Below are 14,321 nucleotides of genomic sequence, written 5' to 3'. Positions count from 1 at the left end.
CGCGGCGGCGGACGGTCGTTCGGTCAGCGGGCCGGGCCCGGTTCCTTGTTCACCGGGTACCGGCCCGAGCTCTGGGCTTTTCGGTGCCGCGCCAGCGGGTCCCATGTGTCCCGCCGCCCGGTGCGGACGCCCGACACGGGGCGTCCTGATCCGACAGCACCGGCCATGAGGCATGAACCCCTGGCAGTCGGCCCGAGCATCCGCCGGTCACGAAGGCGCCGCCAGCGGTGCGACATCGACAGCTGCGTGGGGCGCAACTGCCTCACGGGCAACCCGCTGCGATGTGTCACCAACTGCATCGGGCCCCGCGCCTTCGGAGACAACTTCGGGTATGCCCGTGGCGTCCGCGCCCACCACGATCGGGCGCGCCGGGTTCGCCACCGGCACCGGATGGTCGGCGCGGGTATGGCAGCCGCGGCTCTCGGTACGCGCGGCGGCCGCCACCAGCATCGCCCGCGCGGTCACCGTGAGGGCGGCGTCCTCGAACCAGGCGACCAGGTCTGCGCGCCTCCGGTATGCGGGGCCGTCTGCGGACAGACGCTCCCCGGCGACCTGCGCGGCCGTCGTTGCCAGGGTGTGGGCGGCCTGTGCGAGACCGGACCCGTCGCGGACCACCGACGCGTGCTCGGTCATTGTCTGCTGGACCGGACCGCGCGGCAGCGCCGGCCGCGAACCCGTGGACCAGCCGGTGACCCGCGCCGGTTCGCCCAGCCGCTCGAGCGCCGCCAGGCCCGCACGTTCACCCATCACCAGTCCCTCGAGCAGGCTGTTGGATGCCAGCCGGTTCGCTCCGTGCAACCCGGTGCGCGCGACCTCCCCGGCCGCGTACAGCCCGGGGACTCCCGTGCGACCGTGCAGATCGGTCACCACACCCCCGCACTGGTAGTGCGCGGCCGGCGCGACCGGCACCAGGTCGCGGCGCGGATCGATCCCGGCGGCCCGGCAGGAGGCGGTGATCGTCGGGAACCGGCGGGGGAAATCGGCGACGGACCGGGCGTCGAGGTAGACGTGGTCCTCACTCAGTTCCCGCATCCGTGCGGCGATCGCCCGGGACACCACGTCCCGCGGCGCCAGATCGCCACGCGGGTGCACCCCGGCGGTCACCGACACACCCCGCGAATCGACCAGTACCGCGCCTTCGCCGCGGACCGCTTCACTGATCAACGGCTGCCGTCCGGCCCCGCCCGGCGAGTACAGGACCGTGGGATGGAACTGCACGAACTCGAGGTCGGCCACTGCCGCGCCCGCCCACAGTGCCAGCGCGACCCCGTCCGCCGTGGCGCCGGAGGGGTTGGTACTCAACGCATACAACTGACCGAGGCCACCGGTCGCGAGCAACACGGCCGGCGCATGCACATAGCCGAGGCCGCGCCCGGAGACCGCGACCACTCCCTGCACCTCGCCCGCGGCCGTGACGACCTCGAGCACGGCCGTCCCGAACAGCACGGGCAGTCCAGCCGCCGACAGCGCCCGCTGCACTTCCGCGCCCGTCGCGTCACCGCCGGCGTGGATGATGCGGCGGGTGCTGTGCCCGCCTTCCCGGGTCCGCGAGATCCGGCCGTCGCGGCCGAGGTCGAAGACCGCGCCCAGGTCGGTGAGGGCGGCGACCGCGTCGGGTCCGGCTTCCACAATGGATCGGACCGCGCCGGGGTCGCACAGCCCGCCACCGGCCGCGAGGGTGTCGGCGACATGCGAGTCCACCGAATCACCCTGCGGAGCGACCACCGCGATACCACCCTGCGCGTATTGCGTGGCGGTATCGCCGGGGCCGCCCTTGCTCAGGATCAGCACGCGCAGCCCCCGGCGGGAGGCCGCACGCGCCGCGGTGAGCCCGGCGACTCCGCTGCCGATCACCACCAGATCCGCGCGTTCTTCCCAGCTGGGATCCCACCGATCACCGGTCATCATGTCCTCCACTGCCGATCCGATCACGGACCGGCAGCGTCATTCCCCGCCGCCGGGGTTACCGATTTCGATCATGCGCTGGACCGAATTACGGGCCTGCGCGGCGGTTTCCGGGTCGACGTGCACCTCGTCGCGGTTTTCGTCGAGGCAGCGCAGCAGGGCGGCCGGGGTGATCATCTTCATGTACTTGCAGGCGGCCCGATCGTTCACCGCCTGGAAATCGATCCCCGGTGCGGCCTTGCGCAACTGGTGCAGCATGCCGACCTCGGTCGCGACCAGTACCTGGCTCGACTTGGCCGCGCGAGCCGCGTCGATCATGCCGCCGGTGGACAGGATGTGCACCCGGTCGGCCGGGAATTCGCCTTCCCCGGCCAGGTAGAGCGCGGAGGTGGCGCAGCCGCATTCGGGGTGCACGAACAGTTCGGCGTCCGGGTGGGCGCGCGCCTGCTCGTTGAGCTCGTCACCGTTGATCCCGGCGTGGACGTGGCATTCGCCCATCCAGATGTGCATGTTCTCCCGGCCGGTTTCCCGTTTGACATGCGCGCCCAGGAACTGGTCGGGCAGGAACAGCACCTCGCGGTCCGGGTCGATGGAGGCGACCACATCGACGGCGTTGGACGAGGTGCAGCAGATATCGGTCAGCCCCTTCACCGCCGCGGTGGTGTTGACATAGGACACCACCAGCGCGCCGGGATGCTCGGCTTTCCAGTCGCGCAGGTCGTCGGCGGTGATCGAATCGGCCAGCGAGCAACCGGCCCGCTGGTCGGGGATCAGCACCGTCTTTTCCGGGCTCAGGATCTTGGCGGTTTCGGCCATGAAATGCACCCCGCAGAACACGATCGTGTCCTCGGGCGCCTCGGCCGCGATCCGGGAGAGCGCCAGCGAATCGCCGACATGGTCGGCCACATCCTGGATCTCCGGCAGTTGGTAGTTGTGCGCGAGAATCGTCGCGTTGCGCTGTCGCGCCAGGCGTTTCACCTCGGCCGCCCACTCCGGCGTCGCCTCCACCCCGGTATAACCCGAGGGCCCGTCGCTGATCCGCTCCCGCAGTGCGGTACCCGGCGCCGGGGCCAATTCTGCTCCCATCGTCGCCATGGTCGCTCCTTCCTTCGTGCGTCCGGCAACTCCGCCGATTCGCACTCAACCAGGTTTTCGACTTATGATCGAAAACGTGGACCAGTTTAGCACCATCCATGAATCGCTCACCGCGGTGTTCCAGGTTCGCCGCTTCCCAGCGAATATCGCCGCAGGTGGGAGCGCACGCGACGGGATGATCGACCGCCGCCCACCGGGGCAGCGAAGCGAACTCGCGGTACTGCTGTGGCAGCGCGCCCTCGACCCGCAGCAGGGCACCTGGTCACTACCCGGGGGCCGGCTGCGCAACGACGAGGACCTGGACACATCGGCCCGCCGCCAGCTCGCCGAGAAGGTCGATGTGCGGGAGGTCGACCATCTGGAGCAGCTCTCGGTATTCAGCGCCCCGGATCGAGTGCCCGGGCCACGCCGCATCGCCTCGGCATACCTGGGCCTGGTGCCACTGACCGCCGACCCGCAGCTCCCCTCCGACACCCGCTGGCATCCCGTGTCCGCACTCCCCGAGATGTCGTTCGACCACGGGACCGTGGTGCGCCACGCCCGCACCCGCCTGGCCGCGAAACTGTCCTACACCAATATTTCCTTCGCCCTGGCACCGGACCGGTTCACCATGTCGACTCTGCGCGAGATCTACTGCGCCGCACTGGGTTACGACGTGGACACGACGAATCTGCAGCGGGTGCTGACCCGGCGCAAGGTGATCACCCCCACCGGAGATACGGCCACCCCCGGACGGGCCGGCGGACGCCCCGCCTCGGTCTACCGCTTCACCGATTCCGGCCTGCGGGTCACCGACGAATTCGCGGCGCTGCGCCCCCGCTCCTGAACGGTCCCCTGCTGCCGGGCACCGGAAAACCGGGTGCCCGCAGCGTATTCCGCCGGTTACGATGACCGGCGCGGTCAACCATCGGGTATGGAGTAACGGCAGCTCACCGGATTTTGGTTCCGGTTGTCCAGGTTCGAATCCTGGTACCCGAGCAGCATTGCCGGACACCGGCCCCGGGCTGATTCAGGTTTTCATCTGCGGCCGTGGAACCCGCGTACGGCGTTCCGGCGGCGCGCCCCGATCCACCACCCAGGCGATCAATTCGATGAACCAGAACAGCACCAGGAATACCGTGACCGCCACGGTCGGAATCGCCAGAAATATGACCGACAGCACCGCGATCACCAGCCACACCACGAACGCCGCCGGGGAGATGCCCGCCAGCTTGCTCCCCAATCGCACCGCCGCCCACATCATCCAGCGCCGCGGCCGCGAGACATCGCATTCCCGCAGCACCCGCCGGAACAGGCCGTCGGCGTCGGCCTTGCCGACCTTTTCGGTACGCAACACGTAATCGTGCAGGATGGCCGCCCGGGTGTAGACCCCGTACCGCGGGATCAACCACACCAGCGGACGCGGCACCGACGCGAAATCGGTGCGGAAACCCTCCGGTATCTCGAACGTTTCCTCCGCGCCCTGATAGATCAGCGGCTCCCGGACCTTCCAGAACTCCCCATCGATCTCCTCCACCACGAGTGCACTGGTGAACCCCACGCCATCGTCTCCCTACAGTCGCGCCCAACGCGCTCAGCCTACGACCGGCGGAGCGCGTTCGCGCGCCGGGCGGCACCCGATCCCGCTGCGCTGGACGGCGACCGGGCACGGACCCCGTGTGCGATGGGCACCCTCGGGCCGGACAGCCTACTGCCGACACGATTTCGCAACGAACATCCGAGCGGCCGGCTGCTCGAGAAACGATCATTCTAGGAAGACCCTCGAAGTAGCTGGAAGGTCGATATCGGTACACCGGTTCGCTCGCTTTCGGATAAGGCGCGCAGCCAGTGGTTCTGCACCGCGCGCGCCAAACCCGTGTCCACTCCGACGGCGGCGGCGGTCTCGGCCGCGTGCCCGGCACCGGCCGTCATCATGCGCAGATGTCCGATGTCACGCCACCCGCCGGTGTCGGCCGCCATGGTGGCAACCGCGCCGTACAAAGCCCGCATATCACCCATTGATTGTTGCGCGTAGGGCAGGAATCGCGCGATCGGCTCACCTGAGCGATCGATCATGGCAAGTGCTTGTTCGAAGGCCAGCGGCCCGGACACGAAGATGGCGAAGACGGCCTGGTAGTACAGCTGCGCGAGCCCGGCTTCCACGCCCAGGTACTCGGGCCGGCCGAGGGGACGGAGTACCTCGGCACAGGCATCGAACACCGCACGTTCGCCGCTGTAGAAAATGAAAGCGTCCGCGCCCCGAGGCCCGCGCCGTCGGCCAACACGCCGCCGGCGAGGAATCGACCTCCCCGGGCACGGATCCACCTCGCTGCAGCACGTGTCTGTTCCGGCGTATCCGACGAGAGGTTGACTATCGTCTTGCCCGGCAGGTGGTCGACGGCGGTCTCCAGAACGTCATACATAGCGGCGTAGTCGGTCAGGCTGACCACGATCACTTCGGCGGATTCGAGGGCTTGCGCGACGGTCTGCGCATGGGCAGCGCCGAACTCTCTCATGGCATGTGCCTTTTCGGGGCTACGGTTCCAGACGGTGACCTCGACGCCGGAAGCCCGCAATGATTCGACCATCGCCCGCCCCATCGGTCCCAGCCCGATAACGGTCACTGAACTGGCTTCTCGCGACATTGTGGTGCTTCCTTACCGAATCGGGACCGGGGCTCGTGGAGACCATCACAGACTTGGGCGTTCCGATGTCAGGAGCTCGATCAAGGCGGTGATGCTCTGCTCGCCCCGCCCTCGAGCCACCGCTCGGTGCAACAGTTCGTGCATGGGAGCGTGCCAGGACATATCGACGCCCGCACCCACGCCGCGAATTCCCGCGCCTCGGTGGGGGTGCCACTATTGAGAGTGATCACGGTTCGTCCGGCCAACTGGGGCTCCGCGCCCGTCAAAATTTCACGTGCGGAACGAAATGTGCTGGTGCAACTGATGATCACCGAGCTTGCGGCGAGGGCATCGGCGAGGGCGGGCCGGTGGTCGGCGCCTGCGGTCACCAGCGGAGCCGCTCGGTGCGGGGTGCGGTTCCATACGGTGGTCGGATGCCCCGCCGCCAGGAAGGCTTCGGCAAGGGCACGACCCATCGACCCCGTCCCGAGCACGGTGACCGGAACCTGCTGACCGGCCGATGACGTTCCGGTACGGGCTGTTCGGGGGAATTCCGCGGTCTCGTTCACAAGGCCGAGTGTCGATACCGGCGGTGGCGCCGACAAGTACACACTTTCCGGTGTGATACCCCACCTTCAAGTAAGCGAACTGCTCACGAAGACCCAACGGGTGAGTGGATGACCTACATCACAGCAGCAGACCGCCGCCACCGAATCGATCAACACCGGCATCTCCATCGAGGTCGTCCACAACATGGATTCGAGAGACAGATACTCGCGACTCCATGGCGCGGCATGCCCGGCGAAGGCTTATTTCGACAGCGAAGGCCCGGGAGACGACGAATCCTGTGGTGACGGCACCGGCGCGGCCACGGAGGGCGCCGCCGATCCGGACTCGGCAGGCACGGTCTGCGGCACCCGATCGGCCGCCTCTTGGGCGTAGGGGCCCTCGTCGTACTCGGGCTCCGCATAGGGCTGGGGGCGCGACTCCCCGAAGGGACTCATGTACCCGCTGCCGAGGTCCTCGGTGGCGCTGAGGCCCGCCAGGATCAGGATGACCAGCGCCGCGGTCAGCGGCTGAGGCAGGAGCGCGAGCGGGCTCTCCAGGTCGACCGGCAGCGCCACGATCTGGCCCACCGGCGGATCATCCGGCCGCGGGTTGTCCCAGGCGTTGACGATTTCGCCGAGCCACGCCATTGCCCACGCCCCGGCCACCGAACCGAGCAACAGGCTCACGAGCTGGACCGGTCCGCGCATCCGCCGCCACCGCCACGCCGCGACCGCGGAGACCACGCCGGTCACCGCACCCGCGCCCGCGAACATTGCCATCGCGTCGAACCGGTGCAGGCTCTCCCCGACCAGGGTGGCGCCCCGGCCGGGTTCGACCACCAGAACCAGTTCCGTCGGTGCCAGCAGACCCCAGATCACGCCCGCGAACAGGCTCAACAGGATCACCGCGACCAGCAGGACGGCGGCGGCCCGCAGTTCCTTGCGCACTCCCCGCCCGCGCGCCCCGGCCACCACTACCGCCGCTCCAGCCGTGCGGAATCGATGACCCCGTGCCGCGAGCATCTGGCCTGCCAACCGTCCGGATCGATCTGCACGACCATCCGGCGGCCGCAGTGCTCGCAGAACCGCGGCGGTTCGAGTCCCAGTGCGACGGCCCGGGAGACCGGCTCGTCGTGCCCGGGCACGATCCGCGTGCCCGTGAACGGGTTGTAGCGCTCGTCCATATCGCCGACAGTACTCATGAGACCGGGCGTTCCGCGGTTGACGCCGCCGATCAGAATGTCTCGTTGAGTGCCTTGATCGGCATCTGGAGTTCACCGAGCAGATCCAGGTCCTGTTCGGCCGGACGGCCGAGGGTGGTCAGATAGTTGCCCACGATCACGGCGTTGATCCCGCCCAGGATCCCCTGCTGGGCGCCCAGATCGCCGAGCGTGATCTCGCGGCCCCCGGCGAACCGCAGGATCGTCCGCGGCAGCGCGAGGCGGAAGGCGGCTACCGCCCGTAGCGCGTCCGCGGCGGGCAGGACGTCCAGGTCGCCGAAGGGGGTACCCGGGCGCGGGTTCAGGAAGTTCAGCGGCACCTCGTCGGGTTCGAGGGCAGCCAGGTCGGCGGCGAATTCGGCGCGCTGCTCGAGGGTTTCCCCCATCCCCAGGATCCCGCCGCAGCAGACCTCCATCCCGGCCGCGCGCACCATGCGCAGGGTGTCCCAGCGTTCCTCCCAGGTGTGGGTGGTGACCACGTTCGGGAAGTAGGAGCGGGCGGTCTCCAGGTTGTGGTTGTAGCGGTGCACGCCCATTGCGGCGAGCCGGTCCACCTGGTCCTGGGTGAGCATGCCGAGCGAACAGGCGACCTGGATATCGACCTCGTTCCGGATGGCCTCCACGCCGGCGGCCACCTCCGCCATCAGCCGCTCGTCCGGCCCGCGGACCGCGGCGACGATACAGAACTCGGTGGCCCCGGTCTTGGCGGTCTGCTTCGCCGCTTCGACCAGGCTGGGGATATCGAGCCGGGCCGCCCGGACCGGCGAGGCGAACAGGCCGGACTGCGAGCAGAAATGGCAGTCCTCCGGGCAGCCGCCGGTCTTGAGGCTGATGATGCCCTCGACCTCGACCTCCGGCCCGCACCATTTCAGCCGGACCTCGTGGGCGAGCCCGAGTAGTTGATCGAGACGGTCGTCGCCGAGCTGCAGGACCGCGAGGACCTGTTCCCGGGACAGCCCGATTCCGCGCTCGAGCACCTGCTCCCGGGCAACGGTCAGCACGTCGTCGACGGGCACCGCGGCGGCGGGGGTGACGGAGGCTTGGGTCACTGGCGAATCCCTTCGTCGGGAGGTGTGCCCGGCCGACCCGGGACACCGAACTTGAACAGTGTTCAGGACAGGGTAGCGGCAAAGATTGAACAGCGTTCAGGCTGGGGTAGCGTCAGTGGCGCATCGAAGCCACCGGGAGGACGGACTGTGCAGCTACACCGAGACGACGTCGTGGACGGGGCCCTCACCATCCTCGACCAGTACGGCCTCGCCGACCTCACCATGCGCCGGCTCGCGGGCGCGCTACGGGTCCAGCCCGGCGCGCTGTACTGGCACTTCCCGAACAAACAGGCACTACTCGGCGCCGTGGCGGACCGGATCCTGGCGCCGATGGACCATCCCGTCACCGCGAGCGACTGGGCGGGCGCACTGACCGAACTGGCGCACCGGCTCCGCAACTGCCTGCTCACCTACCGCGACGGCGCGGAACTGGTCTCGGCCACCTACGCGTCCCGCCTGACCACCAGCAAGGGCCGGGAACGTTTCGCCGGCACCGTGATCCGCGCCGGCATGCCCCGTGAACAGGCCGAACTCGCCGCCTACACACTCCTGTACTACGTGCTCGGGCACACCGTCGACGAACAATCCCGAATGCAGATGGACTCGGCCGGCGCCCTCCCGGCCCCGTCCGAACCCGCGCTCGACTCCCCCGGCCTCACCGAAGCCCCCGATCCGACGGCCCGCTTCGATTTCGGCCTGCAACTGTTCACTGCAGGTATCCGGCACCAACTGGGCGCCGATATCCGCTGAGCTGCATCTTTCGCCGCCGCCGGCAGCACCTGTGCGACCTTGAACGGTGTTCAAGTATGGTGCTTTCTCGTGACCTCCGATCCCCTGGCCTGGCTCGACGACCGGGCGGCAGCCCGCGTGACCGCCGGATTGCGGCGGCGGCTACGCCCGCGCATCGCGGGCTCACCAGCGCTGGACCTCGCCTCCAACGACTACCTGGGACTGACCCGGCACCCGGAGGTCGTGGCCGGTGCGGTCGCGGCAGTACAGCGGTGGGGCGCCGGGTCGACCGGATCGCGGCTGGTCACCGGAACAACCACCGATCACGAGCTGCTCGAACACGAGCTGGCCGAATTCACCGGGTTCCCGGCCGGGCTGGTTTTCGCTTCCGGGTACGCCGCCAACCTCGGCGCCGTCACCGCACTCGCGGGCCGCGGATCGCTGATCGTCTCCGACGCCGGCTGCCACGCATCGCTGGTGGACGCGTGCCGGCTCTCCCGCGCCCGGGTCGCGATCGCACCGCACCGCGATACCGCCGCGGTCGCCCGGTTGCTGGCCGAGCGCACCGAGGAACGCGCCCTGGTACTCACCGATTCGGTCTTCAGCGCCGACGGCGACCTCGCTCCCCTGGCCGAACTGCACCGGGTGACCCGGGCGCACGGTGCGGTCCTGCTGGTCGACGAAGCGCACGGGCTCGGTGTGCGCGGCCGCGGCGGGCGGGGACTGGTCCAGGAGACCGGACTGGCCGGCGAGTCCGATGTGGTGGTCACCGCGACGCTGTCCAAGGCTCTCGCCGCCCAGGGCGGCGCCGTGCTGGCCGGTGAGCGGGTGCGCGCGCATCTGGTCGACACCGCCCGCACCATGATCTTCGATACCGGCCTGGCGCCCGGCGCGGTCGGCGCGGCCCGGGCCGCACTGCGGATCCTGCGCCGCGAGCCCGGACTCGGGCAGCGGGTGCTGGATCGCGCCGCCGATATCGCCCGGATCGCCGGGGTCCCCGCCCCCGATTCGGCGGTCGTTCCCGTCGTCCTCGGCGACCCGCAGATCGCCCACGACGCCGCCCTCGCCTGCCGCGAACGGGGCGTGGAGGTGGGATGTTTCCGGCCGCCGTCGGTGCCCGAAGGGACCTCCCGGCTACGCCTGACCGCCCGCGCCGACCTGACTCCCGCCGAACTCGAAACCCTCGCCGCGGTATTGACCCCGGTGCTGGCCCGAGCGCGCGACAGCCGGGCGGTACCCGCATGACCCTGCTGTTCGTCACCGGAACCTCCACCGAGGTCGGCAAAACCGTCACCACCGCTGCCCTGGCCGCCACCGCCCGCGGCGCCGGACGCACCGTCGCGGTCTGCAAACCCGCGCAAACCGGTGTCGCGGCATCCGAACCCGGCGATCTCGCCACGATCACCGCGCTCGCCGGGATCACCCGCACCCTCGAACTGGCCCGCTATCCGGACCCACTCGCCCCGGATACCGCAGCCCGCCGATGCGGCGCCGACCTGCTCACCCTGCACGAAACAGCCACCGCCATAGCGGACCTGGACTCTGCCGGCCTGGTCCTGGTGGAGGGTGCGGGCGGCCTCCTGGTGCGCCTGGGGGAATTCACTCTCCTCGATCTCGCCCGCGAACTCGCGGCGCCGGTCCTGGTGGTGACCGCCCCCGGCCTGGGCACCCTCAATCACACCGAGCTCACCACCCGGGCGCTGTGGGACAGCGGCGTGCACTGCGCGGGACTGGTCGTAGGCTCCTGGCCCGAGCGACCCGATCTCGCAACGCGCACCAACCGCACCGACCTCCCGCGCCTCACCGGCGCCGAACTGGTAGGCGCCGTCCCCGCCGGTGCGGGTTCGTGGAGCCCGGGCCGGTTCCGGGCGACGGCACCCGGCTGGTTCGCCCCCTACTGGGCTCGGCGTTATCTCGGCACCGACGCCACCGATCGCGAGTTTCGCCCGGTCCCTGCCGCGATCACTACCTGACACGCCGAACTGGGCGAGACCGCGCACGGCCGGAGCGGAGGCGGAGGTACGCACCAGGGGCGCAGCTGGGCGAAGCCCATCCACAGACCGCGCACGGCCGGAGCGGAGGCGGAGGTACGCCTAGAGTCCAGGAATGGCCACGACCAGGATCACCCCGGGCATCGCTCCGCCACGGGACGCCGTCTCCGTTGCAGTCGTCGACGGCGAAGCCGTCCGTACCACGATGGAGTCCACCGGAATGGTCGGCCGCGTCGACAGCACACCCGCCGTCCGCACCGAAGGACGGATAACACCGGGCTGAGCCCCGCCGACTCCGGTCCGCGGAATCGGATACCGCGAAGCCGCCGTCGGAATCCCGCTCCGCACCTACTCGTCCGGCACGCACCAGGAGGGAACAGATGCGCCCGGCCCAGGCGACCGAACCCGATCCCGCCGATGCCGCCACCGCACCGCTGTGGCGTGCGGTCCAGGCGTTCCGGCTGGTCACGCTGGCGTATGCGGTCGGCCAGCAGATCGCGTCGGTGCAGTACTACGAGAATCAGCGGTTAAGCTGGGTGTTCATCGCACTCATGGTGATCTGGTCCGGGATCTCCGCGCTGCTGCTGGCACAGTGGCACACCCCCGACACCGTGCGCACCCGCGCACTGGTCACCCTGGGCGACCATCTCGTGGTACTCGGCTTGATCGCGGCCACCCCGCTGGTCGCCGACTACGCCTGGTATCACGGGCATCAGCCGCTGCCCACCACGATGTGGTCGGCGAACGCGGTCATCTCCGCCGCCATTCTTCGCGGACCGCTCGCCGGAGTCGCCTCGGGTCTGCTCATCGCGGCAACGATCATCACTATGCGGCAGCAGTGGGGCGAAGACGTCTGGGCCGACGCGACAGCACCGGTGCTGGTCTCGGTGGGCCTGGCGCTGGGCCTGGCCGCCAACACCGCGCGCCGCGCCCAGGAACAACTACAGCGCGCGGTCCGGCTCACCGCCGCGGCCGAGGAAAGGGAGCGCTTGGCCCGGCAGGTGCACGACGGTGTGCTGCAGATCCTGGCCTATATCAAACGGCGCGGCGATGAGATCGGCGGACCAGCAACGGAATTGGCGCACCGGGCGGGGGAGCAGGAGATCGCGTTGCGCCGGCTCGTCTCCGAACAGGGCGGCGACCGTGCCGACCCCGGCGACACCACGGTAGACCTGCGTCCCCTGCTCACCGCACACTCCGCTCCCCGTGTCGTGGTCTCCACCCCCGGCGAACCGGTCCGCATCGGCCGCTGGACCGCCCAGGAGATCACCGCCGCGACCGCCGCCGCGCTGACCAATGTGGAACTACATGCCGGTCCCGAGGCCCGCGCCTACGTCCTGCTGGAGGACACCGGAACCGAGCTGATCGTCAGCATCCGCGACGACGGGGTCGGCATCCCGCCCGGCCGCCTCACCGAGGCCGAAAACGAAGGGCGGATGGGGGTTTCCCGGTCGATCACCGGGCGCCTCACCGCGCTCGGCGGCGTCGCCGAACTACTCACCGCCGGTACCGTCGGCGAAGGCACCGAATGGGAATTCCGGGTTCCGCGATCGTGACATCGGCTCACGTGGCGTGTTCCGAGCAGCGAACGGCCCTTCCCCGAAGAGCCGCGGCAGGTGGCGACCGCCAAACCCTGGGCGGGACCGGTTATTGCGCGGTGCGCTGGAACTCGAAGGAGCCGGGCCGGTGCAGGGCATCGGTAGTGATGGTTCCGGCGATCCGGCCCGGACCGGGATCGAAGGTGATCTGTGTTCCGCCTGTTCCGTAGACCCGTTGCCGCACAGTCCCGCTCGCGCCGGAGTCGAGGTTGCGCCAGTGCACGGCAGCTTCGACCGAGCAGGGACCGATTCCGTGCAGGGCGCTGATCAGCCCGAAATACGGCGTATCGGGCCCGAAGACGAGCTCGAAATGGATATGGCCGGCGCAGAAACCGCTGCTGGTCGCCGTGATGGCGTCGTTCAGCAACGGAACTTCCGCAGACGCCGCCGGAGCGACAGCGAGCAGCGGTGTCGCGACGACACCGGCCACGATGAGCGAGCGAACGGACTTCCTGCCGAAATGCATGTGGCGCCTCTCGGTTGCGTCGGATGCACAACTCGTGCGAGGTCGGTGCGACCGCGCAGTTCGACCTTTGTATACCGACCGTATCTCACGGCCGGCCACAGTGGCCGGACCCACCGAACCGGACGAGCCGCAGATGGCGCCCCTCCCGGCGAATGCGGCCGACCGGGTCGCCGGCGCCGACCTGGTCGAGGCAACCCGTTGTCCCCGGTTCCCGGGCTCTCGGCCGGCGCGGCAGGGGCCTCGGCGCCCCGGCATACTCACAGTGTGGTGAACGACGAGGGATACAGCGCGACGGTGGACCGTGCCACCGGACTGGACGATCCGGTGGGGGAATCACTGCGCGGCCGGCACGCACACCTGGCGCGCCGGCTCGGCCGGGCGGCCGTCTATCTGCCGGAGGTCTCGACCTTCGCCGCGGTCGGCGCCGACCCGGATGCGCAAACATGGGCCGACCTGGCTCACCTGCTCGGCCGGGGTGCGGTCGCCGATATGTTCAGCAGCACCGCGCTGCCACCCGCGGACTGGGAGCCGGTGCTTGTCCTCGACGGCCGCCAGATGATCGGGGCCGGCCGCCCGGATCACCCGCGCGACGAGCGCGACGCCGAGGTGATCGAACTGGGTGCGGACAGTGTGCCCGAGATGCTCGACCTGGTCGCGCGGACCCGGCCGGGGCCGTTCTGGCCGCGCACCCACGAACTCGGCACCTACCTCGGCATCCGCGAGCACGGCACGCTGGTGGCGATGGCGGGCGAACGTCTCCGGCCACCGGGCTGGACCGAGATCAGCGCGGTCTGCACCGCACCCGAGGCACGCGGAAAGGGCTACGCCGCCCGCCTGATCCGCACCCTCGTCGCCCGGATCGCGGCCCGCGGCGAACGACCGTTTCTCCATGCGGTCGAAACCAACACCGGCGCGATCGCTCTCTACGAGAAGCTCGGCTTCCGCACCCGGACACACGTGACCTTCCGGGCGTTCCGCACGCCGTGAGCTCTTCCGGCAGATCGGTGGCGATATCGGGCACCGCCGGCGCCGGCCGGGCTAGCGTGGAAACCGCAGCCGGCCGCGCCGCGTCGAAGAATTCGGGCCGATCCCGTCGGACCGGGCGCGGACGGCGCCC

General features: G+C 69.8%; 16 protein-coding genes, 1 tRNA gene and 1 pseudogene. 8 read left to right on the top strand and 10 right to left on the bottom strand.

Features of this window, described 5'->3' with window-relative positions; translation table 11 throughout:
- Positions 1-207 precede the first annotated feature (207 nt).
- The gene (locus ACIA75_RS12965) at positions 208-1,905 is read right to left on the bottom strand and encodes an L-aspartate oxidase (protein ID WP_397103496.1); all 1,698 of its coding nucleotides are present in this window, start codon (positions 1,903-1,905) and stop codon (positions 208-210) included.
- A 39-nt stretch (positions 1,906-1,944) separates the two neighbouring features.
- Entirely contained in the window at positions 1,945-3,000 is a 1,056-nt protein-coding gene (nadA, locus tag ACIA75_RS12960; protein WP_397103158.1) for a quinolinate synthase NadA, read from the bottom strand.
- 64 nt (positions 3,001-3,064) lie between these two features.
- Between nadA and ACIA75_RS12955 the strand changes: the two genes are divergently transcribed.
- Complete coding sequence (locus ACIA75_RS12955; protein WP_397103156.1) at positions 3,065-3,826, top strand: NUDIX domain-containing protein; 762 nt, start codon at positions 3,065-3,067, stop codon at positions 3,824-3,826.
- 81 nt (positions 3,827-3,907) lie between these two features.
- Positions 3,908-3,978 (top strand) — tRNA-Gln (locus ACIA75_RS12950).
- 31 nt (positions 3,979-4,009) lie between these two features.
- Here ACIA75_RS12950 and ACIA75_RS12945 read toward each other — a convergent pair.
- From ACIA75_RS12945 to bioB, 7 genes and pseudogenes are all read right to left on the bottom strand, one after another.
- A complete protein-coding gene (locus ACIA75_RS12945) occupies positions 4,010-4,540 on the bottom strand; it encodes a DUF1353 domain-containing protein (RefSeq protein ID WP_397103154.1) in 531 nt (176 codons plus the stop codon).
- Between the two features lie 209 nt (positions 4,541-4,749).
- A complete protein-coding gene (locus ACIA75_RS12940) occupies positions 4,750-5,199 on the bottom strand; it encodes a hypothetical protein (RefSeq protein ID WP_397103152.1) in 450 nt (149 codons plus the stop codon).
- 80 nt (positions 5,200-5,279) lie between these two features.
- Positions 5,280-5,567, bottom strand: a pseudogene (locus ACIA75_RS12935) (NAD(P)-binding domain-containing protein); the annotation flags it as partial.
- 137 nt (positions 5,568-5,704) lie between these two features.
- Positions 5,705-6,079, bottom strand: a complete 375-nt coding sequence (locus ACIA75_RS12930) for an NAD(P)-binding domain-containing protein (protein WP_397103494.1) — start codon at positions 6,077-6,079, stop codon at positions 5,705-5,707.
- A gap of 333 nt (positions 6,080-6,412) precedes the next feature.
- Positions 6,413-7,126 carry a DUF2567 domain-containing protein gene (locus ACIA75_RS12925; protein ID WP_397103150.1) on the bottom strand — a complete coding sequence of 238 codons (714 nt, stop codon included), beginning with the start codon at positions 7,124-7,126 and terminating at the stop codon, positions 6,413-6,415.
- A complete protein-coding gene (locus ACIA75_RS12920; protein ID WP_397103148.1) occupies positions 7,126-7,353 on the bottom strand; it encodes a hypothetical protein in 228 nt (75 codons plus the stop codon). The genes ACIA75_RS12925 and ACIA75_RS12920 overlap by 1 nt, the downstream gene beginning before the upstream one ends.
- 32 nt (positions 7,354-7,385) lie before the next feature.
- Positions 7,386-8,387, bottom strand: coding sequence for a biotin synthase BioB (bioB, locus tag ACIA75_RS12915; RefSeq protein ID WP_397103492.1), 1,002 nt, complete (start codon positions 8,385-8,387; stop codon positions 7,386-7,388).
- 180 nt (positions 8,388-8,567) lie between these two features.
- Between bioB and ACIA75_RS12910 the strand changes: the two genes are divergently transcribed.
- From ACIA75_RS12910 to macS, 5 genes are all read left to right on the top strand, one after another.
- On the top strand, positions 8,568-9,170 hold the full coding sequence (locus tag ACIA75_RS12910) for a TetR/AcrR family transcriptional regulator C-terminal domain-containing protein (RefSeq protein WP_397103146.1): 603 nt from the start codon (positions 8,568-8,570) through the stop codon (positions 9,168-9,170).
- A gap of 69 nt (positions 9,171-9,239) precedes the next feature.
- Positions 9,240-10,394, top strand: a complete 1,155-nt coding sequence (locus ACIA75_RS12905; protein ID WP_397103144.1) for an 8-amino-7-oxononanoate synthase — start codon at positions 9,240-9,242, stop codon at positions 10,392-10,394.
- Positions 10,391-11,122: a dethiobiotin synthase gene (bioD, locus tag ACIA75_RS12900; RefSeq protein WP_397103142.1), complete on the top strand. Its 732-nt coding sequence runs from the start codon at positions 10,391-10,393 to the stop codon at positions 11,120-11,122. Before ACIA75_RS12905 ends, bioD begins: the two co-directional genes overlap by 4 nt.
- A gap of 133 nt (positions 11,123-11,255) precedes the next feature.
- Positions 11,256-11,423, top strand: a complete 168-nt coding sequence (locus tag ACIA75_RS12895) for a hypothetical protein (protein ID WP_397103140.1) — start codon at positions 11,256-11,258, stop codon at positions 11,421-11,423.
- Positions 11,424-11,520: 97 nt separating this feature from the next.
- Positions 11,521-12,696, top strand: coding sequence for a MacS family sensor histidine kinase (macS, locus tag ACIA75_RS12890; RefSeq protein WP_397103138.1), 1,176 nt, complete (start codon positions 11,521-11,523; stop codon positions 12,694-12,696).
- A 91-nt stretch (positions 12,697-12,787) separates the two neighbouring features.
- On the opposite strand, the gene ACIA75_RS12885 is transcribed toward macS, so the two are convergent.
- Positions 12,788-13,204 carry a hypothetical protein gene (locus ACIA75_RS12885; RefSeq protein ID WP_397103136.1) on the bottom strand — a complete coding sequence of 139 codons (417 nt, stop codon included), beginning with the start codon at positions 13,202-13,204 and terminating at the stop codon, positions 12,788-12,790.
- 264 nt (positions 13,205-13,468) lie between these two features.
- Between ACIA75_RS12885 and ACIA75_RS12880 the strand changes: the two genes are divergently transcribed.
- Positions 13,469-14,191: a GNAT family N-acetyltransferase gene (locus ACIA75_RS12880; protein WP_397103134.1), complete on the top strand. Its 723-nt coding sequence runs from the start codon at positions 13,469-13,471 to the stop codon at positions 14,189-14,191.
- Positions 14,192-14,321 lie beyond the last annotated feature (130 nt).

The sequence above is a fragment of the Nocardia sp. NPDC051750 genome (assembly GCF_044453135.1).
Taxonomy (GTDB): domain Bacteria; phylum Actinomycetota; class Actinomycetes; order Mycobacteriales; family Mycobacteriaceae; genus Nocardia.
This window is presented reverse-complemented; position numbering and strand designations above follow the sequence as displayed.